Origin of the sequence: Wolbachia endosymbiont (group B) of Villa cingulata (assembly GCF_964028285.1) — a bacterium.
Lineage (GTDB): Bacteria > Pseudomonadota > Alphaproteobacteria > Rickettsiales > Anaplasmataceae > Wolbachia.
This window is the reverse complement of the sequence record NZ_OZ034766.1, coordinates 1,298,969-1,320,904: the sequence shown is the minus strand read 5'-3', so window position 1 is coordinate 1,320,904 and position 21,936 is coordinate 1,298,969. Positions and strand designations below refer to the sequence as shown.

Genomic DNA, 21,936 nt, shown 5'->3' with positions numbered 1-21,936 from the left:
TTTATGTCTACATTACTAGTTATAAGCCTTGCTTTTTTAGTAGGTTTTATCCTCTCATATAAATTGTTAAGGAAGGTAATAAAAAACGCGCTTAACAATAAACGTAACAAAAGCAAGTTTTCAAGTGAAGAAACTGAAAAATTCAGAAAAGATATGTTGGAGTATTACAAAAAATCTTCTGAAAAATACAAAAGATTAGATGCAGAAGTTAACAAAATGATGAATGAAGCACTTGATAAGGCTAATAGTATTATTAAGCATAATAGACAGCAACTCGATCAAACGTTAGATGAAAATGCCCATTCTAATTTGAAGAAAGTTACTGACCAAGTTGAAAAAGCTCTTGGGGATTTACAAGCTAACACAGCGAGTATAGCTGCTGATGCTGTAAAAGAAATAATGCATGAACGTAAAGATGATAAGCGTAGTAGTGAGGTTATATCTTCGTTTTCACGTGACTTAAGCAAAAAGTTGCATTAAGTTTAATGCCTGTACTTCAAACTGATAATGTAGAAAAAATTAAATTTGATTCTAGTTTATGCAAAGAACAAGAGAAACTTTTCTACTATAGGTTTAATATAATTCCTTGGCAAAAATTAAATGATACTACTTTTTTTATGGTTGAAGACATAAGCCAAGATATCAACCTTTGGGTCGAATCTCATTACGGTATTGAATATGTATTAATAAAAGCGAATAGCGAACAGATTTTAAATCTTCTTAACTCGCACTTTGGTATTTCAGAATTCGCAAATAACTACTTATATTATAAGAATCCTAATTTTTCAGCTAGAAGCATTAGGCTCAGTTCAATCTTTTTTTCCTCTTTTTTTGTTATAATTTCGACTTTAACACTGACAAAAAAATATGCATATTTTGCTTTGGTGTTGATATTTATAATCGGATGTTCTAGTTCTTTATTCAAATTTGTAACTAAAATTTTTGGCTTGCGTAAAATTTCTAACCAAAAAGCAGATTATGATAAGATGAACGAACCTATATATACTATTTTATTGCCTGCTTTTAAAGAGAATGCGGTTATAAAGCAATTGATTAAGAACATTGAAAGTTTGGATTATCCAAAATCAAAATTAGATGTAAAGCTTGTGATAGAGAGCGATGACCAAGAAATGTTAGCAGCTATAGAAAAATGCACTTTACCACAGTATTTTGAAGTAATAAAAGTGCCTCATTCTCTGCCTAGAACAAAAGCTAAGTCATGCAATTATGCTATGAGCTTTGCTAGAGGAAAGTATGTGGTAATATATGATGCAGATGACAAGCCAGATCCGTTGCAGTTAAAAAAAGCACTAATTGAATTTAATAAGGGCGACGAAAAGTTGGCTTGTGTACAGGCGAAATTAAATTACTATAACTTTGGTTGCAATTTTCTTACAAAATTCTTTTCTCTCGAGTATATGAACTGGTTTCAATATTTTTTGCCTGGATTTCAAAAAATGAACATGCCAATACCTTTGGGTGGTAGCAGTAACCATTTTTCAGTGGAAATTTTAAAGAAAGTGCTTTTTTGGGATGCTTACAATGTCACTGAAGACGCTGACCTTGGTTTGAGACTTGCGCAAATGGGATATAAAACCAGGATTATTGATTCAGAAACATTGGAAGAATCACCAACTACTGTGTTTGCTTGGATCAAACAAAGAGCACGCTGGATTAAAGGTTATATGCAAACTTATATCGTTCATTTAAAAAATATAAAATTACTTTTTAAGCACACTGGGCTTAAGGGAGTTTTGCTATTAAACCTTTTTGTTGGTTCCTCAGCTTTTATATTTTTCACGACTCCTTTTTTGTTACTTTCATTGGTGCTGACTCAAATTTTGAATGAATTATTCTTATATTATTTTATAATAGTATACGGTATTAACTTGATTTTTTTGATAATAGCTATCAGACAACAAAAAATGCCTTTTTATTTTTATATAGTATCAATATTTTTTCCCGTCTATAGTCTACTACATAGCGTTGCAGCTTTTCTCGCTTTGTGGGAATTTGTTATTCACCCTCAGCAATGGAATAAAACTCAGCATGGATTATGGAAGCAAAACCTGTAGCTATTTGGCTTTTTCTCTGCTCTCTCATGGTGATTTGCATGGTGGGAATTGGTGGATTTACCAGACTTTCAAAAGCAGGATTGTCAATCACGGAATGGAAACCAATTACCGGAACATTGCCACCGCTGAGTGAACAAGACTGGCTAAAAGAAAAATCAAAATATGAAGCTACACCTGAATATAAAGCATTTAATTATGGTATGAGTATGGAAGAGTTTCGCACCATATACTTAATAGAATATGTGCACAGGTTAATTGCAAGGCTGACAGGTTTATTTTTCATCTTACCATTTATATATTTTATACTCAGAAAAAGAGTAGATAAGAAGACAATAATAAGGCTATCTATAGCACTATTATTTGGAATTTTACAAGCTTTTGCCGGTTGGTATATGGTTAAAAGCGGTTTGGTAGTCAATCCTCATGTTAGTCACTATAAGCTCGCACTTCACTTACTGCTTGCATTGGTTATCTTTGCATTATTGTCATATCAATTTTTTGATTACCAAATCAAACCAAAACAGATAATTAAAATTAATAGCAACATTACATGTTACATATGGATAATTTTAATCCTAGTTACAATACAAATAATCTTCGGTGCATTTGTTGCAGGGCTAAATGCTGGTTTAATTTATAATACCTTTCCACTAATGGATGGACAAATTGTTCCAGAAGATTTATTTTACTTACAGCCTGCTTGGCTAAATATCTTTGAAAATAGAGTAACAGTGCAATTCATACACCGGACATTGGCATTGCTGATATTAGTTCTGACAGCAATACTCACAATAAAAAATGCCAGTATAAAACCATTATATGTTATGCTATTCTCCGTCATCATTCAGGTAATTCTAGGAGTAGTCACTTTGTTGCTGCATATATCAATTGCCATTGCTATAGCCCATCAAATGTTTTCATTTATCTTATTTGGATCAGGTTTATACTGCTTGCGTTATTTAAGAAATCAGATCTAATACCAAATCACCAGCATGTATATTTTTTCCTTCTTTAACAGGGATATTTTTTATCACCATTTCTGATTCAGCACATATTATATTTTCCATTTTCATTGCCTCTACAACAAATAGAGGTTGTCCTATCTCTACCTGATCTCCAGCATTGACGTGTAATTTAACCAATAAACCTGATATTGGAGATTTTACAGCGTCTACTGAAATCCCTTCTGTTTTGTTGTTTAGCATTAATTTGCTTAGTTCAGCTACATGAGGTTTCAATACACAACATTTAGCTTTCATACCTGCGTGTCTTATAAAGTATTTGCTGCCTTGCCTTTCTATTTTAAGTGCTATATTGGTATCATCATTAATTGTTATATATAACAACCTGTAACTTGGTTTCCACTTACCTACCACGGAGTATTTATTGTGGTTATATACTGTTGTTAATGTGTTATCTTGATATTTTGCATTTACGGAGTACTCATTATCGTCTATTTTCACTATGAATGCTTCATCTATTGACTTACTGTAATACTTTCCCTCATTTTCTAAGTGGACATACAGTGCAATAAAAATAAATATTTTAATATATTCCTCTGTAATAAAATCACCTTGAAACCCGCTAGGGTAATGATCTGGAATAAATCTCGTGTGGAGCTTTGCTGCAATAAAATTTGGATTATGGAAGATGGATTCTAGAAATTCTATGTTGTTTATTACTTCCCCTATATAGCACTCAGACAAAGCTTTTTGCATTCTGCTGATCGCCTCTATTCTATCTTTTCCATAGGTTATAATTTTTGCAATCATTGAGTCGTAGAACATGCTGATTTCTGAACCGCTAGCTACTCCATCATCTATTCTTACATGACCATTTTCATCTGGTTTGTCGTAATATTTGATTCTTCCGCTGGAAGGAAAAAATCTCTTTGATGGATCTTCAGCGCAAATTCTGCTTTCTATTGCAGAGCCAATAAGTTTAATATCATTCTGACCAAATCTTAATTTTTCTCCGCAAGAAATTCTGATCATCTCTTCCACTATATCTATTCCAGTGACAAATTCTGTTACTCGATGCTCAACTTGTAATCTCGTATTTACCTCAAGAAAATAGAAGTTTTGGTTCTTATCTACAACAAACTCGACAGTACCTGCTGAAAAATAATCAACTTGCTTTGCCAAAGAAACACATTGAGCATACATTTTTTGTCTTACTTCTTCACTAATAAATGGGCTTGGTGTTTCTTCTATTATTTTCTGGTTATTCCTCTGTACCGAGCACTCTCTCTCCCCAAGACACACTATATTGCCGTATTTATCTGCAATAATTTGTATTTCGATGTGTCTTGGTAGTTCTATATATTTTTCTATGAAAATACTACCATCTTTAAAACTTTTCTCTGCTTCATTTGTTGCTGATGTAAATGCTAGTTCAATTTCTTTTTTGGAATATACAATTCGCATTCCTTTGCCACCACCACCTGATGCAGCTTTGAGCATAACGGGAAAACCAATCTCTTCAGCAACGATGGCTGCGTGGGCAGCATCTTCGATCTTACCCATATATCCTGGCACTACATTTACTCCAGCTTTTCTTGCCTCTTCTTTTGCTGTTATTTTATTGGCTGTAACTTCTATTGTTTCTGCACTTGGACCAATGAAATCTATGTTATGTTTTTCCAGAGCACGGGGAAAATCTGGATTTTCTGCTAAAAACCCATAGCCAGGATGAACCGCCTCGGCACCTGTTTCAACTGCTACTTCGCATATTTTTTCGATATTTAAGTAACTAAGATAAGCAGGCGAAGGGCCAATGTGCCTTGACTCATCTGCTTGCTTTACATGCACAGAATTTGCATCTGCATCTGAGTACACAGACACACAAGATATGCCAATCTTGTGCGCAGTTTTGATTATCCTGCAGGTAATCTCCCCTCTGTTCGCTACTAAAATCTTACTATACTTCTTTCTTATCATCTTATCAGTATACTTTCTTAAGTTAAGAAAGTAAATTTCTATATTACTACCTGCAAATACTTCACACTGGGGCTAAACCACTATCTAAAAGTTGCATAACATCAGGATCTGTCACTATAGTACTTTCGTTATAGAGACCATATACTTCATTACATGCCTTAAATAACAGATATGAAGATCCTCCAGAAGCTATTGTTGCTATTGAAGCCAATGCAAGAGATTGAGAAGCCGAAAATAGAAGATACAAAGATACACACATAGTGATAGCACACACTATAGCTCCTACTATATATAAGCATATATGAAACTTCTTATTACATATAAAGCCACATTTTATATCTGCAATTTGCTTAACTTCCTTCCGCTCTGCAGGGTCCAAGAAATAAAGGGGTGATACTGCCTTCTTCCCGTCATCCTTAATATAGCTTTTATCGAGGAGTGCTTCCTTAATATATTTCTTATTATTCTTAAGTTCCTTTTCTAATCTTTTTACTTTTTCCCAATCTTTAGCTTCTTTTGCTTTCTTGACTTTGCTCTCAGTATCTTCTTCTAAATACTTTATGATCTCCTGTAACGCAGATAATAGAAACCCTTTACTTGCTGCTATATGAAATGGGTTTCCATTTTCATCAATTCTATGCTTAGCTACACAAGCAACTCTTTTCTTGCAAGCTTCAATAAATTTATTTTCATCCTCTTTTGTTACAACTCCTCTTGCAATTTCAAATAAATTATCCATATATACACCTCACTGCATTCACTAATATTAAATTATACAATGCAGTTTGTTAAAAATAAATGTAAATTGATCTTTCAAATTTACTATAGTTCCACGTTGTTGCAAGTACAAATTTTAGTTATCATCGGTTACGTTATCACAATAGACAAATATGCCAGGTATAGTCACTAGATTCGCTCCATCACCAACAGGATTTTTACATATTGGAGGAGCTCGCACAGCTTTATTTAATTGGCTCTATGCGCAGCGTCATGGTGGCCAGTTTTTACTAAGGATTGAGGATACCGACAGAAAACGTTCAACACAGGAAGCAATTGATGCAATAATAGATGGGTTAAAATGGCTTGGAATAAACTATGATGGGGAAATAATATATCAATCAAAAAAAATAGAGCAGCACATTGAGGTTGCAAATCTTTTAGTTGAAAAGGGTAGGGCGTATCATTGTTACTGCCCCGAGAATGAAATTGCAGAAAAGAAGGCAAAAGCAAGGGAAGAAGGAAAAATATATAAGCATAAGTGTACTCATTCGACATCAAATGCAGAGCCTGTTGTTCGCTTCAAAGTGCCAGACTCAGAAGATATTGTTGTTGACGATAAAATATACGGCCAAGTTACAATAAGTAGCGACCAGCTTGATGACATAGTAATCTTGCGCTCTGACAATACTCCAACATATATTTTTGCTGTAGTGGTTGATGACCATGATGCTGGAATAACCGATATTATACGTGGCTCTGATCATCTCACTAATACCTTCAAACAATTACTAATATATCAGGCTCTTGATTTTGATGTTCCACGCTTTGCACATGTACCGCTAATTCATGGAGAAGACGGGAATAAGCTATCTAAAAGGCATGGGGCTACAAGTGTTTGCGATTATGAAAAGATGGGAATATTGCCACAGGCAATGCGTAATTACTTGCTAAGACTTGGCTGGAGTCATGGCAACGATGAGATTATTAGCGATGAGCAAGCAATAGAGTGGTTTAATTTAGAAAGCATCGGTCGTTCACCTGCACGGCTCGATTTCAAAAAACTGGAGCATTTGAATAACCACTATATTAGTAATATGAGCAATGAAGATATTCTGACTCTAATGCTTAGAGAAAATACTCTAACTGACAAAAAAAAGGGCTATTTACTGCAGGGACTGACAGAGCTGAAAAAAAGAGCAAACTATCTAACTGAACTGCTGGACTTAGCAAAGTTTTATATTCAAGTTGATTTAAGTGAAGAAGCTGAGAGAATTGTCAAGTCTAACCTCAATATAATTAAGTTACTTGCAGCATTTTTCTCGAGTATAGGAGATGAAGATTGGAATAAGAATTTTTTATCTTCTCAGATTAAGGAATTTTCAAAATTACATAATATAAAAATGAGCGATATATACCACTCATTACGCGCCCCAATAACTGGAATAATGGATGCGCCTGGAATCATCGATATCATGGTAATTCTTGGTAAAGATGAGTGTATAAAAAGATTGCGAGCAGTTTAAATAAAAAATTACTTGACAGACTCTGGTGGCTTCATTATAGTGGAGAATGAAGATTTTTTAGGATCCAAAATCTATCTTCACCTGCAGGTTTTTTCACCAAATAATCAAATTTCAGCAAAAAATATATAAGTTTATTTTTGCTAGCTCTTTATTCATATAGGAGGGTTTATGTCTAGAATTCCTGATACTTGACTTTTATTTTTAAGTTAAAAACCAACTGGCGCCTATGGTTTTAACTATTAAAGTTATTTTACCTTTTTTTATTGGTATTTTTTCATATTTTATTACACCGTTATGCTTTGGTATCATACAGTTTCATGATAATGGAAGCAGGCAGAGTAGCTCCGTCTCAGCTATGGCATTAAAAAATGACTATGCATAAGATCTAATGGTGTGTCTAATCTATAGATAATTTTTGAAATAAACTGTATTGCTAAGTTAATATTTTACATATCTGTTCAGCAAAGTGGCAAAAAAGACAACTAAATGAATGTCATGAAAGTAGCTTACACGTAGCTGTAGGAATATTCATTTTTTAAGGTAAATTACACAACAAATATTGTCATTCAAGTAGCTGACACTGTAATTCCAGCTTCTATAATGTCATGCCAGTGCTCGACACTGGAATCCAGCAAAATTTATCACAAACAAGACAACATTTTCAATTAAAAAACCAGTGTCTGGGTGCTAAGATGACACCTTCATAAGGGAGCCAGCATCAGCTACTTTCATGACATTCATTTAGTTGTCTTTTTTGCCACTTTGCTGAACAGATATGAAAATAGCAAGCCTCAAGGTCAGAAGCCTGCTATTACTTACTGGTTACTTTACATCAATTTTCTTGATGTGTTTCTCTGACTTAGGTATGGTTACATGCAATACCCCATCTAAAAAGTTGGCAGATACCTTATCTTGCTCTACATTTGTTGGAAGTTGAATAGATCTATAGAAAGAACCATAGTACCTTTCTTTATGGTAAAACTGCTTATCTTTTGATTCATTATCACATGTTTTTTCACCCTTCACTATTAAGCTATTGCCAGATATACTAATATCTATGCTTTCTTTAGGAATACCTGGTAACTCTAATGATAGGCAATAGCTTTCCTTTGTTTCATAAAAATCACAAACTGGTAGTAGACTACTGCCTCTTTTGGAAAGCTCTGGGTTCCATCCTGTAAAAAAGCTATCAAATATGTCATCAACGGCTCTTTGTAACCCTCTTACACTAAAATTATCACGATTATTGTTTTTATTTAAATGAACTATATTACTCATGTTGTACCTCCTTTTACTAATACATGCACTACATAATCATTCCACTTATTAATTTCAATCCTAAATCTAAAATTTTTTAGATGCGAAAAATTGTTCCAGTTTACTATAACTTGATTATGAGAAAAAATCTTATTTGGATTACCACGAGTAGTTCTATAAACTAGATTAACTGTAAAAAAGGGCAAGTGTATGCAAATTTATTACTTCTCTTTCCACTTCCACAATCAAACAATTTTGAATGTTTCTTATTTGACTTGCCAACAATGAGAATTGGTATAACTGCTAGCTCCGTCTTTCAGCTATGGCATTAAACAATGACATGCATAAGATCTAATAATATGTATAATTTATAAATAATTTTTGAGGTAAATTGTGAAATTGGGCGTTAATATTGATCACGTTGCAACCCTTCGCAACGCACGTGGAGCTTCTTATCCAGATCCATTAAAAGCAGCAAAAATAGCTATTGATGCTGGAGCAGATTTTATCACCGTACACTTACGAGAAGACAGAAGGCATATCAGAGATGAGGATGTATTCAATCTAAAACAAAACATTAGCACTGAGTTAAATCTTGAAATCGCAGCTACGGAAGAAATGCTCAAAATAGCAAAAGAAGTAAAACCCTATTCGATTTGTATAGTACCAGAAAAAAGAGAAGAATTAACAACCGAAGGTGGCCTGGATATCGTGAATATGCACAGTAAACTTTCTGGTATAATAGAGGAAATGCACAGCTTTGACATAAAAGTCTCACTGTTTATCGATCCAAATATTAATCAACTAAAATATCTTGAGAAGCTAGAAAGAAAGCCTGACATAATAGAAATTCACACAGGGGATTACTGTGATAATCCATCAGAGGAAAAATTAAAACTTATTACTAACTCTGCAGAATACATTAATAAGCTAGGAATAGAATGCCACGTAGGGCATGGCATAAATTATAAACATGCTAAAAGAATAAAAGAGATACCTCACATCTCAGCTCTTAATATAGGCCATTCTTTAATCAGCGAGGCTATATTTCATGGCTTACACAGTGTAACTAAAAAGATGAAAATGACTATATCTAAATAGCTGATGCTTTCTCTTTGTTATTTAAAGTACTTGAAAGAGCTTGACTTGCTTTAAACCTGACCCTTATCTTTTTAGGAACAGTCATGATATCACCGTTTTGGGGATTACGGCATTGTCTTTCCTTACTTATAGCAGTAGAGAATGTCCCTATTCCATGTAAACGTATTTCACCTTTAAGATTTAGATCGTTCTTGATTATTTCCATAAAAATATCATAAAACTTACCCAAACTAGCTTTTGTTATATCTATACCTTGACTAGAGCACTCTTTACTCAGTTGGTTTACTATATCTTCTTTACTCATAAATTACCTTAATATTGAAAAATTACATAAACAGCATATTATGCTAATGCCAATAGTCAACTAAATTCGTCATAAAAAGAGAAAATGTCATAAAACCTTGTAAGAACTTGTATAATATTTACAGAAAAATACCATTATGAAACAATTATCTCTTAGAAAACTGACATTTTTTCCGAGCTTTATGTTGACCATATTTCTTACGCTCAACAACACGTGAATCTCTAGTTAGGAATCCACCTTTACGTAATATAGAGTGTAGATCTTGACTTATACTACTTAAAGCTCTGCTTATTCCATGAGCTAAGGCACCTGCTTGGCCAGATAGTCCTCCACCTTTTACAGTTGCAAACACATCATACCTATCTAACATAGAAGTTACTATGAATGGCGCTTTAATCATTTGACACACTGATTCTCTTTTAAAATAAGAAATTAAATCATCTTTTTTATTAACACTAAATTTTCCACTTCCTGGCTTCATCCATACTCTTGCTACAGATTCTTTCCTTCGACCTGTGGCATATGAACGACCAAGTGAGTCAATCATTGCCTTTTTTGGCTGATCATTATTATTTATTTTCACTTTTTACTCCATTATTTCTTATTTTTACGATTTAAAGAGGCAAAATCTATTTTTTCAGGTTGCTGTCCTTGATGCTTATGTTCTGAACCAGAATAAACATACAAATTTTCAAACCGTCTACGTGCCATAGGACCATCATCAAGCATTCTTTTTACTGCCATTTTTATCACACGCTCAGGGAATTTGCCATTTAAAATATTATCTGGAGTAGTTTTCTTTAAACCACCAGAATAACCTGTATGCCTATAGTAGATTTTATCTTTAAGTTTCTTTCCTGTAAAATGTACCTTTTCTGCATTAACAATAATTACATTATCACCACAGTCCATATGAGGTGTATATTCAGGTTTATGTTTTCCACGCAATAATATTGCTACAAATGCTGCAAGCCTTCCTACTACTAATCCTTCTGCATCTATAACAAGCCATTTTTTATCAATTTGTTTCTCTTTTAAGAAAAAAGTTTTCATATATCAATACATAAGAGTAGATTATAATATACTAAGTTGCTTGATAGTGTCAACAACATTAGTTATTGATTATTAAAGTAATTTATGCTAATAACTTAAACAACATGCTAGAAAGCAAAATGTTTCGATTGATTATTATATTTGTAATTGCTTTTTGTACCATAGATTGCCATGCAATTGATTTAGAGGAAGCTATAAGCAAAGCTATCAAAAACAGCTCAAAAATAAAGTCTCAATTTTACCAATATAAGAGTGCTGAAAAACAACTAAAATTTTCTGGATTGGCTGGGTTTTTACCTGACATCAATTTACAATATAATTTCGATAGTAATTTTAATATTATTAACGGTCTACAAAACTCTGGAAAACGTCTAACATTAAGTCAAAGAATAATAGATGGTGGTGGCACTTTTGCTACATTCAGCCGATCAAATCATCTTCTTAAAGCAGCAAAAATTAGATTTCAGCAATCTAAGCAAGAAGTTGCACTCAGCGCTGTGAAAGCATATGTTAATGTTTTACAAAAGGTAGAAATATTAAAACTGAGAGAACATAAAGAGCGTGTTTCTTTAGAGCATTTGTCAGCTATGAAAAAACGCTTTTCCCTTGGAGAAGTTACTAATGCTGAAGTTTTATTCGCAAAAGCAAAATTTTCATCTTCTATATCCAAAAGAGTTGATGCTGAAGGTGAATTAAAGCTCGCTAATATTGCTTACTATCATTTAATTGGTGAAGATGCTGATAATCTTCACGAGACTAATGGTAAACTACCTTCTATACCAGAATTAAATGAATGTTTACAGTTAGCAAAAACCAACAACTTGTCCCTAAAAGCAGCAATTTATAAAAAAAGGGCTGCTGGAATGGAAGTGATTGCTGAAAGTTCCAAATGGCTTCCTTCTTTGAATCTAAGCGCAAGTAAAAATTTTGGAAAGGACAATATAAAATTAGACACGTTACTAGAAAATGTGAATGTTGTCTTTACTCTTGATATTCCGATCTTTAAAAGAGGAGTTAATGTTTTTGGTGTTAGTAGAGCTAAAATGGATGCAAAACAATCCACTTACGATTATTACGAAGCAGTAAAAAATATAGAGCAAGCAGTTATAAATGCTTGGAATAACGTGCTGACAGCAAAAGCTATTATTAAAGCAAGTCAAGAAGCAGAAAAAGCGGCAGCTTTAGCATTAGAAGGAGTTGAGCAAGAAGTAAACTTGCATTTAAAGAGTACAACTGATCTTTTGGATACTGAAGATGAATTATTTAAAGCACGTTCCGATCTAATTCAGGCAAAAAGCAATTATGTAATTAGTGTTTACAACTTGCTTTTTATGATAAATAGTATAAACCTTTAAATTTAATGGTATGAGCGATAATCAATCTGTAAAAGATATACTAGAAGATATAAAAAAAGCTATATCGGGTAAAAATCCAAGTGGTGATAAAGCAGAAGTAATAGATGATGATGTACTGTGCCTTGAAGAAGAGTACCCAGAAGATATCGAAGAAAAAGAAAATAGTGAAGAAGAGAATAATTGCCAAAGTGAGAAAATGAATAACCAATTTAATAGTTACAACTCAGAAGAGAAAAATTTGTATGATAATATCCAAATGAGTAGTAACAAAGTGAGCTATCAAGAACAAAGTAACGAGCATTTAGTTTTAAAAGAAAATATGGAGGAAATTAAAACATTGCTTGAAAAGATGCAAAGCGAACTACGGCATAAACAACAAAAAAGAGCGGATCTTACTGTTGAAGAATTAGTTGTATCTCTTTTAAAACCTCAGCTTTCAGAGTGGCTGAATAAGTATCTACATGCATTGGTAAAAGAAGTAGTTGAAAAAGAGCTCAAAGATATAATCAATAATAAGTAGGTTATTAGTATAAAGACCAGAGTAAAAACAGCTAGAGGTAGAAAATTATCTTCAACAAGATGGCTACATCGCCATTTGAATGATCAGTATGTGCAAAAAACCAATAAGGACGGTTATAGATCGCGCTCGGCATATAAGTTAATAGAAATAGACGATAAATTTAAACTACTCCAACAAGGGCAAAAAATTATTGATCTTGGCGCTTTTCCTGGTGGATGGTCACAAGTTGCATCTAAGAAAGGAGCGAGTGTGATTGCTGTTGACATAAAACCAATAAACGCAATTAGTGGAGTAGAGTGTATACAGTGTGATATTATCAGCGAACTTGAAATTTTAAGAGAAAAATTCAAGGATCACAAATTTGATGTAATTTTATCTGATATGGCACCAGAATCTTGCGGTTTAAAATCGTTAGATCATATCAGAATTATGCTTTTATGCGAAGCAGCGCTCAATTTTGCAAAGCATTTTTTGAATCATGATGGCAAATTTGTAGTAAAAATTTTTCAAGGAGAGTCTGATAAAGATTTCTGCAATGAGCTAAAAAAAATGTTCAAAACAGTAAGATACTTCAAACCAAAGTCAAGTAGATCTGAATCTACAGAAATGTATTTAGTAAGTTTAGGCTTTATTGGTGGCAACTATTCTGTATAGCAGATACTTACAGAAATGTTGACGAATCTTATCCTATTAAACTGAAGATTAATAACGCTCACACAAAAGCCCCTTTTTCTTGTTTAAATATTTATGATAGTTAATTAAATTCTTGACTTTATTGCTTAAGTATATGATAATTAAAGTATACTATTATTTTTATAGGAGAATTTTATATGTATTTAGCATTGTTCAAACAGATATTAAGTATAGTAAATCGTGAAGATGATTTGAATGGTAATAACATAGTTGAAAAAATAGGAAAGCAACTACAAAAAGCAGACCCATCTACTGATGCAGAATGGAAGAAGAAAAATTTTGATATAAATTATAAATTGAGTGTTGATGATTATTTTCGCAAAAAAGAATTAACATTATTACATTTAGCATGTCTATATAATCAAGAAAATGTAGTAAAAGCTCTATTAGAAGTAGAAGGTATAAATGTTAATTTTCAAGATGGATCTGGAAAAACTCCTTTGTATATAGCTCTTGATAAAGGTTATCACAAGATAGTAAGAGCTCTATTAGGAAAAGGTGCTGATACTTTAGTAAAAGGTCGTTGTAACAAAAATCTGGCAGAAATATTTACTAAAAAAGCAATTGGGAAAGCAGTAGACTTGGGTGCTCATATATTTATTATTGCATCTTGTGTAGCTGCTATAGTAGTTACTTATGCATATTTTTTTGGTGTGTCATTATCAGTAGGTGCTATGGCTGGGATAGCTGTGGCTGCTGCTGTACTCACAGGACTTGTTGCTGGTGGTATTATATATGAAGTGTATAAGCCTTGTGATGAGTTAAAGGACGCTATTGCACAAGCAAAGTCAAGTCCTGGTCAGCAGCTAAAAGGAGTTGATGTACAATCAGAAGTTTCTTCAGAGTTAGGCGCAACAGTGTAGTTAAGTAGAAGGAAGAAGTCCCTTCTTCCTTTTCTCCAAGTTTTCTTCTTTAGCAAGGTATCTAGATACCTTGCTTAACACCAAAACAGAATTGAGGTTTAAACATCCTAGCTGTATTAACATTCATTTTGAAGACAGCAAATGGTTTCATCCCAGCGCCCTCTTTCTTGTTATTCCAGTACTGGGATTCAGAAAACTGACCAGGTTGGTCACGCGCTGGCTCTCTAAAATTACTTTAGTTGTAAATATTAAGAAATTTACTAAATGAAAAAAGACAAAAGAATCCCCGTATAGCGAGTTTTAATAATGTAAATTGATAATGTGCTAACAAGCGCGATTTGGCTGAATGTAGAAAAAATAAAAAAAGCCGCTATAATTTTATGTAATTTGCCAATAAATATCTGAGTTTTTTACTGAATTTTGTCGTTGAGCCCAAAAACAAGGATAAATACCTTTATTAGTATAATAAGGAAAGTGGGAAGGTTTGTCAAGTAATAAAACTAGAGAGCTCAAATGGAAGAAGGTAAACTCTAAAGTGTACGTTCAGTAGCACTTTCTATAAGAGAGATTGTATTATCTATCCCATAAAGCTTGATAAAAGATCCCATTCTAGGACCGGTTTTTTGTCCAAGTAATGTTTCATACAAAAACTGAAACCAATCGCGTAAGTTATTGTAATTATGTTTTTTTCCGATGGAGAAAACCTGAGATTGAATCTCTTCAGCAGTGGCTGTAATAGGCAGGGAATGTAGGTTGTTCTTTAAATCTAGTAACGCTTCTTTCTCTTTTTCGTTTGAAGCTTTATACGCTTTTGTTGGCTTGATAAAGTCGTGATAATACCTAACTGCAAAATCCGAAAGCCTATCTAGCATTTTGTTGCTTTCTGGTGTAACGTTTGGTGCATAAGTTGATATAAAACCCCAAAGAATCTCTTTATTTTCAGCATTACAAGCTGCTGCCAGGTTTAAAAGTAACGAAAAATTTATGCCTGAAGTTTCTACGTTTGGAACTTTACCTTGATGGATGTGCCATACAGGATTAGACTCCTCATTAGGTGTCATTCCAGTGTCAAGCACTGGAATGACAGTAGATGACTCTGAAGTAGATGCATTATTTTTCTCATTTTCATTATAGCGCTTAACAAACTCCAAATACTCATCGGTTGATTTTGGTATCACATCAAAATGTAAACGTTTAGCTTTTTTAGGACTCTGAAAGATGTATAACGCTAAACTCTCTGTGGGTGCATAAGTTAGCCACTCCTCAATTGAAATACCATTTCCTTTTGATTTTGATATCTTCTTTCCTTCTTTATCAAGAAATAACTCATAGCAAAACAAAAGCGGTGGCTTTTCTCCAAGTATTTTACATATTTGACTTGAAAGCACAGCAGATGGAGTCAAATCCTTTCCATGAGCTTCGTAATTAACTCCGAATGCAGCCCACCTCATCCCCCAATCAGGTTTCCATTGCAGTTTACATTTTCCTTTTGTCACTGGAACTTCTATTTTTTCCCCGTTTCGGTCTTCATACGTGATTGTTCCTTTATCTGTATTTGTTTCAATTACTGGAACTTGTAAAACTTGGGAAGTTTTTGGGCATATCGGCAAGAATGGACTGTAAGTCTGCTGCCTTTCTTCCCGAAATGATGGAAGCATTACGTCCATCACTTTATCATAATTTTTCAGCAGGAGTAAAAGTTTTTCATCGTAAACGCCAGATTTATAACACTCTGTTGCACTCCTAAATTCGTATTCAAATCCAAACAAATCAAGAAATTTACACAACAACGAATTCATGTGATGACCATAACTCTCATGAGTGCCAAATGGGTCAGGTATCATGGTTAATGGCTTGTTCAGATTCTCTCTTAGCATTTCCTGATTTGGTACATTATCTGGTATTTTTCGCAAACCATCCATATCGTCGGAAACTGCAATGATTTTGGTTTTTATACTAGGAGCTATTTTTTTTAGAGCGTTTGCAATAACTGTGGTACGAAAAACTTCCCCAAAAGTACCAATATGTGGTAAACCCGAGGGACCATAACCAGTCTCAAATATTATCTCTTTTTTATTAGGGAATTCTTGTAGTATTTTTTCTGCTTCTTGAAATGGCCAGCTTATAATCATTGAATTTAAATTAATTATCTTACCTAAAGTGCTATTCATTTCAATAGATTTTTAATTAATGATGTAGTATTAGTGTTAGAGCTCTTATTAGAAGGTTAAAGATATGTCTACTGGCAGCATACAAACGAATCAATTATTTAAAGGTCTTACAAGACCTGCAATGCTCTTTGGTGTGAGTTATATGTTTGCAATATTAAACGTTCTAATTTGCATGCTAATTTTCATTAATACAAATGATCTTAGAGTAATTCTCCTGATGTTACCAGGTATACATGGACTTGGCTATATAGCTTCTGCAAAGGAACCGTTGTTTATTGAGTTATTTATGGTAAAGTTGGGAAAATGCTCCAAATGTTTAAATCGGTTTTATCATGGAGCCAATTCTTATGACATTACTTGATGTTATGCAATGTTGAGATTTAGAGCTATTCAATCAAAGAATAAATCTATTCTAAGTAGAGAGGTTCACGCTGCCGAATTTATACCTTATTCTTGCTATTGGAATAGTACAACCTTGATAACAAAGCAGAATTGGTTAGTTAAATTTATAAAATTAAATGGCTTTGCGTTTGAAACGGCCGATGATGAAGACTTGGTGATACAAAATAATATCAGAAATCAGATGCTAAGAAGCATTTCATCTCCAGCATTTAGTTTGTACTTTCATACCATCAGACGTAAGAAAAATATTTTTTCTGATGAATTTGCAAATCAGAGTTTACCAAATTTTTTTGCTAACCATGTAAATCTAAAATGGAGAGAAAAACACGCAACTAGGCAATCTTTTATTAATGATTTATACATTACGATTATTCGTAGGGCAGATACAAAGGGAGTAGAATTTTTATCACATCTACTGAAAAAATTTGGGCATGTAACTTCAAAACATGCTTGGGAAAGTGATATGCGTGATACCTATGAAGATTTAGAGGAAACGACAAATCGTATAGTAACAAGCCTTAGGAATTATTCGCCTAAAGTCCTTGGAGTAAAAGAAACTCCAAACGGACTGTTTTGTGAAATAATGGAGTTTCTGTCTAGAATTGTAAATTGTGGCTTTGTTACAAATACGCTTTTTCCACTAAAAACTGAAATATCAAGATACTTACCAGTTCATAGGTTATTTTTTGGCCATAAGATGATACAGGTTGTGACTCATAATGAAAGTAAATATGCTGGAATAGTTAGTATCAAAGAATATGGAAATAATACTTCTGCAGGAATGCTTGATTCTTTTTTACAACTTCCTTATGAATTTATTATCACGCAGTCTTTTCAATTTACAAATAGGCAAATGGCAATTGCGAAAATGCAGATACAGCAAAATCGTATGATACAATCTGCAGATAAAGCTATTTCTCAAATAGCAGAAATTTCTCATGCGCTTGATGATGCAATGAGTGGTAAAATTGCGTTTGGTGAACACCATTTAACTATCTTATGTATAGAAAAAAGTCCTAAATCATTGGACAATGCTTTATCATTGGTTGAATCGGAGCTTTCTAATTGTGGTGTTTATCCTGTTCGTGAGAGGGTTAATCTAGAACCAGCATTTTGGGCGCAAATTCCTGGTAATTTTGATTATATAGTAAGAAAAGGTACAATAAGTAGTCTTAATTTGGCCGGTTTTGCATCTCAACATAATTATCCTACTGGTAAAAAATTCAATAACCACTGGGGAGATGCTGTTACAGTTTTTGATACAACATCTGGCACTCCGTTTTTCTTCAACTTTCATATAAGGGATGTTGGACATACTATGATAATTGGGCCAACAGGTGCTGGCAAAACTGTTTTAATGAATTTTTTATGTGCTCAAGCAATGAAATTTTCTCCAAGAATATTCTTTTTTGATAAAGATCGCGGTGCAGAAATTTTTTTAAGAGCACTTGGTGGTATCTATACTATAATAGAACCAAGAACTAAGACAAATTTTAATCCTCTGCAACTTGACGATACTCCTGATAATAAAACATTTTTGATGGAATGGATAAAATCTTTAATTTTAGTGTACAACGATAAATTCACTTCAGAAGATATTGCTAGAATTAATGATGCAATTGAGGGAAATTTTAAATTAAAAAAAGAAGACAGATTTTTGAGAAATCTTGTACCATTTTTAGGACTTGCGGGCCCTGATACTCTAGCTGGAGCAATATCTATGTGGCATGATGATGGCTCTCATGCTGCAATATTTGACAATAAAGAAGATTTGCTAGATTTTTCAAAAGCAAGAGTGTTTGGCTTTGAAATGGCTAGCTTGCTAAAAGATCCTGTTGCTCTTGGGCCGGTCTTGATTTATTTGTTTCATAGGATTAGTATATCGCTTGATGGCACTCCATCTATTATTGTTCTTGATGAAGCATGGGCGTTAATAGATAATCCAGTTTTTGCACCTAAGATAAAAGACTGGTTGAAAGTGCTGAGAAAGTTAAATGCTTTTGTGATTTTTGCTACTCAGAGTGTTGAAGATGCAAGTAAAAGTGCTATTAGTGATACGCTTGTACAGCAGACAGCAACACAAATTTTTTTGCCAAATCTGAAAGCTACTAGTGTCTATCGAGATGTTTTTATGTTAACTGAACGTGAGTACATACTGATCAAACACACAGATCCAAGTACTAGATTCTTTTTAGTAAAGCAGGGAGTTAATGCTGTAGTAGCTAGAATAGATCTGAAAGATTTGGATGATGTGGTCAACGTGTTATCTGGACGTGCAGAAAGTGTCCTATTGTTACATGATATATTGAAAGAACTCGGAGATGATCCAAAGATGTGGTTGCCTGTGTTTTATCAAAAGGTGAAAAATGTTTAAAACTAAACTGTCATTACTGTTAGTTGCGATATTTTTATTAAATATAGATTTTTTACTCTCATATCCAGTATTTGCAGATGTAGTAAGTGGTACTGAAAAGACAGAATTTGTTAGCAGGTTTAATTCTAATGGTAGTTTTAGCCGTGCCTCTGATCCTGACTGTAAGGCGTTTGAAACAGCTGCAGCAGTTGCTGGGATAGCAATTGCTATTGGTGCAATATTTACTGGTATTGTTTTGATTGTCTCTTCTGCTGGTTTATTTACTGCTCTTGTTATCGTTGGAATGATAGCTGCAATTGTTGGAGTCTGGAAGGCAGTTGGGGGACTTATTGTTTGTCAGCATAGTTTTGTTAGGCATCCAGTTGCATACGATAATGATGGGAGATATAAAAATTTTAAACTAAAAGATACAGGTTATAGTGGTGATACAGATAAAAATTATCGAACAGAAGATGAATATTTTTCTGCATTACAGAAAAGATCAGGAAAAGATGGAAAACAAACAGAGAAAGATATTTTAAACTTTACTGATTGGGATGTTGTGAATGTTGATAGGGAACACTACTACTGGCCAAAAAATGGGGTGCAATATAGTGAATACATAGAAGTATGTCATCGCAATCCTTTAACATTTGGTAACCTTTTCAAGACGAATGACTTTAATTTCAGAGGGGAAGATGGATACATAGACTTTGATATCAGAGAGAAAGATACTGGATATGAAAGTGGGTCATGGTCTCCGAAGGTTGATGGTGATCTAGAATGTAAAGTGCTTAAAGCTGGGCAGAGCGAAGACATACATGGATCAACGTTCAGGGCAGTGAGAAAAATGGGTAGGTTATGTGTGGAATTGGCTGAAGTTAGGGCGGCTGGAACTGCTTGGCCGCAAGGAATTGATATAGGATGCACGGAATTACCACCTGATCCGATTGCTCCTATGTGTGAACAATCTGTGATATTATTCAAAAATAAAGATGGTACAGGTGGTGAAGAAAGGAGTTTTATCAACAGGGATGACGATTATAAAACTCTTATCAGGAAAAAAGAAAAAGAAGGAAAAATTTTTGTAGGTTATGACAATAAAAGCTGTTTTAGCTCGTATGTCTCTGAAGCTTGCTACAATCAAGCAGGGAGTAAATCATTATCTCCTATTCCTATAACTTCTATGATAGTGCAATGTATTAAGGAGTCGTTAGATAATTTAGTGGCAGGTATTGACTCAAATGGTGATAAGCTAAAATATGAAGATGGAGAAAAAAAAGGACAGGAGAAGGGTAGTTTTTTATCTGTAGCACAAGGAAGGTTGAAAAATACTGTAACTGCTGTTCTAGTTTTAGCTTTAATACTGTTCTCTATAAAAGTTATGTCTGGTGGAGTGCGTAGTCCGCAAGAAATGTACATGTTGATCATTAAATTCGCTTTAGTGATTTACTTTACGACAGGTAGCACCATGTCTCATTATTACGGAGAATTAACGAAACTTTCGAACGGCTTATCAGAAATAGTGCTTAAAGCGTCATCTGAAAGTAAAAATATATGTAATTATGAGGCAGGTACAGATTATGAATACGATCGCGCAGGAAAGAGGGTATCTTACAGTTATCTTGCACCTTGGGATAGGCTTGATTGCAGGATTTTATTTTATTTAGGTGCCCCTTTAGATGGAATTGGTGGCAAAATTGGTACTGGAGGTGTTGCAACGTTAGCGGTTTTGCTTGGCGCTGCTCCTGTCTTGTTAGTTGCAGGTTCGGTGATTGGTATTATTTTCGCTGGTGGACAGATCTTAGTAGCTCTTGTCTGTATATTTATGGCCATTTTGATGATGATGGTTATTTTGTGGATGTGCTATGTATTTATCTTATCTTTAGTTGCGCTTAGTGTAATTATCATCTTATCGCCTTTATTCATTCCTATGGTTTTGTTTCAACATACTAAGGGATATTTTGATGGTTGGCTAAAAGAGTTAATTACCTACAGTTTATACCCAGTTATCCTTTTTGCATTTCTATCTTTTATGTTCATAGCATGTGATAAAATCTATTTTAAAAATTTAAATTTTAAACTGGACGAGTCATATAAAAATGAACAACCAGACAAGTCATATGAAAAGAAACAAGCAGGAATCTCATATAGTAAGAAAAAACAGTGGTTTAAATTGAAAGATGGGGAATGTGATAAAAATGAAACTACTCTCGCATGTATGATGCAAAATTATAGCTTTAAAAAGAGCAGCATACTTGGTCTATTCGACTTTACATACATGGAGTTTGGCAGCTCTCTAATCGGAGAATTATTAAAATTGTGTTTAGTATTATTCCTCTTTTACCACTTTTTTAACGTTCTTCCCGGCATGGCTGCTGAGCTTGCTGGTAATCACAGAGCAGCACTTGGTTCAGGTAGCACTCCTGCACAAATGGTGAATAAAGCTTTATCTGCTGCCAAAGCTGCTGCTGGAGGTGCTGGTCAAGTTGCTGCTGCGGCTGTAAATAAGGCAAGAGGGGCTATTGGAGGAGGTGGAGATGATAATAAGGGATCGGGATCTTCCTCTAGTGAATCTATAAAACCAGGTGGAGAGTGAGCGCAGGT

19 protein-coding genes are annotated in these 21,936 nt (G+C 33.9%); 12 read left to right on the top strand and 7 right to left on the bottom strand.

Annotation, left to right across the window (positions count from 1 at the left end):
- Positions 1 to 3 precede the first annotated feature (3 nt).
- The 3 genes from ABWU52_RS06765 to ABWU52_RS06755 are packed head-to-tail and all read left to right on the top strand — an operon-like array spanning position 4 to position 3,052.
- A complete protein-coding gene (locus tag ABWU52_RS06765; protein WP_353276764.1) occupies positions 4 to 480 on the top strand; it encodes a hypothetical protein in 477 nt (158 codons plus the stop codon).
- Between the two features lie 5 nt (positions 481 to 485).
- A complete protein-coding gene (locus ABWU52_RS06760; RefSeq protein ID WP_353276762.1) occupies positions 486 to 2,075 on the top strand; it encodes a glycosyltransferase family 2 protein in 1,590 nt (529 codons plus the stop codon).
- On the top strand, positions 2,057 to 3,052 hold the full coding sequence (locus ABWU52_RS06755) for a COX15/CtaA family protein (RefSeq protein ID WP_353276760.1): 996 nt from the start codon (positions 2,057 to 2,059) through the stop codon (positions 3,050 to 3,052). The genes ABWU52_RS06760 and ABWU52_RS06755 overlap by 19 nt, the downstream gene beginning before the upstream one ends.
- On the opposite strand, the gene ABWU52_RS06750 is transcribed toward ABWU52_RS06755, so the two are convergent.
- On the bottom strand, positions 3,035 to 5,014 hold the full coding sequence (locus ABWU52_RS06750; protein ID WP_353276758.1) for a biotin carboxylase N-terminal domain-containing protein: 1,980 nt from the start codon (positions 5,012 to 5,014) through the stop codon (positions 3,035 to 3,037). The two genes, ABWU52_RS06755 and ABWU52_RS06750, sit on opposite strands and share 18 nt — an antisense overlap.
- A 61-nt stretch (positions 5,015 to 5,075) precedes the next feature.
- Complete coding sequence (locus ABWU52_RS06745) at positions 5,076 to 5,753, bottom strand: ankyrin repeat domain-containing protein (protein ID WP_353276756.1); 678 nt, start codon at positions 5,751 to 5,753, stop codon at positions 5,076 to 5,078.
- Between the two features lie 151 nt (positions 5,754 to 5,904).
- On the opposite strand from ABWU52_RS06745, the gene gltX reads away from it, so the two are divergent.
- The gene (gene gltX / locus ABWU52_RS06740) at positions 5,905 to 7,257 is read left to right on the top strand and encodes a glutamate--tRNA ligase (protein ID WP_353276755.1); all 1,353 of its coding nucleotides are present in this window, start codon (positions 5,905 to 5,907) and stop codon (positions 7,255 to 7,257) included.
- An 822-nt stretch (positions 7,258 to 8,079) separates the two neighbouring features.
- Here gltX and ABWU52_RS06735 read toward each other — a convergent pair.
- A complete protein-coding gene (locus ABWU52_RS06735; RefSeq protein WP_353276753.1) occupies positions 8,080 to 8,535 on the bottom strand; it encodes an Hsp20/alpha crystallin family protein in 456 nt (151 codons plus the stop codon).
- 372 nt (positions 8,536 to 8,907) lie between these two features.
- Here ABWU52_RS06735 and ABWU52_RS06730 point away from each other — a divergent pair, with 372 nt between their 5' ends.
- Positions 8,908 to 9,615: a pyridoxine 5'-phosphate synthase gene (locus tag ABWU52_RS06730; protein WP_353276752.1), complete on the top strand. Its 708-nt coding sequence runs from the start codon at positions 8,908 to 8,910 to the stop codon at positions 9,613 to 9,615.
- Here ABWU52_RS06730 and ABWU52_RS06725 read toward each other — a convergent pair.
- The 3 genes from ABWU52_RS06725 to rplM form a co-directional block, all read right to left on the bottom strand.
- Positions 9,608 to 9,919, bottom strand: coding sequence for an HU family DNA-binding protein (locus tag ABWU52_RS06725; RefSeq protein WP_353276750.1), 312 nt, complete (start codon positions 9,917 to 9,919; stop codon positions 9,608 to 9,610). The two genes, ABWU52_RS06730 and ABWU52_RS06725, sit on opposite strands and share 8 nt — an antisense overlap.
- Positions 9,920 to 10,064: 145 nt before the next feature.
- Entirely contained in the window at positions 10,065 to 10,466 is a 402-nt protein-coding gene (gene rpsI / locus ABWU52_RS06720; protein WP_172793449.1) for a 30S ribosomal protein S9, read from the bottom strand.
- A 47-nt stretch (positions 10,467 to 10,513) separates the two neighbouring features.
- On the bottom strand, positions 10,514 to 10,972 hold the full coding sequence (gene rplM / locus ABWU52_RS06715) for a 50S ribosomal protein L13 (protein ID WP_353276748.1): 459 nt from the start codon (positions 10,970 to 10,972) through the stop codon (positions 10,514 to 10,516).
- Positions 10,973 to 11,091: 119 nt separating this feature from the next.
- Between rplM and ABWU52_RS06710 the strand changes: the two genes are divergently transcribed.
- From ABWU52_RS06710 to ABWU52_RS06695, 4 genes are all read left to right on the top strand, one after another.
- The gene (locus ABWU52_RS06710; protein WP_353276746.1) at positions 11,092 to 12,327 is read left to right on the top strand and encodes a TolC family protein; all 1,236 of its coding nucleotides are present in this window, start codon (positions 11,092 to 11,094) and stop codon (positions 12,325 to 12,327) included.
- Between the two features lie 10 nt (positions 12,328 to 12,337).
- The gene (locus tag ABWU52_RS06705) at positions 12,338 to 12,847 is read left to right on the top strand and encodes a PopZ family protein (protein ID WP_353276744.1); all 510 of its coding nucleotides are present in this window, start codon (positions 12,338 to 12,340) and stop codon (positions 12,845 to 12,847) included.
- A 75-nt stretch (positions 12,848 to 12,922) separates the two neighbouring features.
- Positions 12,923 to 13,501, top strand: coding sequence for an RlmE family RNA methyltransferase (locus tag ABWU52_RS06700; RefSeq protein ID WP_007302033.1), 579 nt, complete (start codon positions 12,923 to 12,925; stop codon positions 13,499 to 13,501).
- A 176-nt stretch (positions 13,502 to 13,677) separates the two neighbouring features.
- On the top strand, positions 13,678 to 14,403 hold the full coding sequence (locus ABWU52_RS06695; protein ID WP_353276743.1) for an ankyrin repeat domain-containing protein: 726 nt from the start codon (positions 13,678 to 13,680) through the stop codon (positions 14,401 to 14,403).
- A 530-nt stretch (positions 14,404 to 14,933) separates the two neighbouring features.
- Here ABWU52_RS06695 and ABWU52_RS06690 read toward each other — a convergent pair.
- The gene (locus tag ABWU52_RS06690; protein WP_353276741.1) at positions 14,934 to 16,574 is read right to left on the bottom strand and encodes a lysine--tRNA ligase; all 1,641 of its coding nucleotides are present in this window, start codon (positions 16,572 to 16,574) and stop codon (positions 14,934 to 14,936) included.
- Between the two features lie 64 nt (positions 16,575 to 16,638).
- Here ABWU52_RS06690 and ABWU52_RS06685 point away from each other — a divergent pair, with 64 nt between their 5' ends.
- Genes ABWU52_RS06685 through ABWU52_RS06675 form a run of 3 tightly spaced genes read left to right on the top strand, consistent with a single transcriptional unit; the run spans position 16,639 to position 21,928 of the window.
- A complete protein-coding gene (locus ABWU52_RS06685; RefSeq protein ID WP_006015054.1) occupies positions 16,639 to 16,935 on the top strand; it encodes a type IV secretion system protein VirB3 in 297 nt (98 codons plus the stop codon).
- Between the two features lie 9 nt (positions 16,936 to 16,944).
- A complete protein-coding gene (locus ABWU52_RS06680) occupies positions 16,945 to 19,350 on the top strand; it encodes a VirB4 family type IV secretion/conjugal transfer ATPase (protein WP_250120002.1) in 2,406 nt (801 codons plus the stop codon).
- Positions 19,343 to 21,928 carry a type IV secretion system protein gene (locus ABWU52_RS06675; protein ID WP_353276739.1) on the top strand — a complete coding sequence of 862 codons (2,586 nt, stop codon included), beginning with the start codon at positions 19,343 to 19,345 and terminating at the stop codon, positions 21,926 to 21,928. Before ABWU52_RS06680 ends, ABWU52_RS06675 begins: the two co-directional genes overlap by 8 nt.
- Positions 21,929 to 21,936 lie beyond the last annotated feature (8 nt).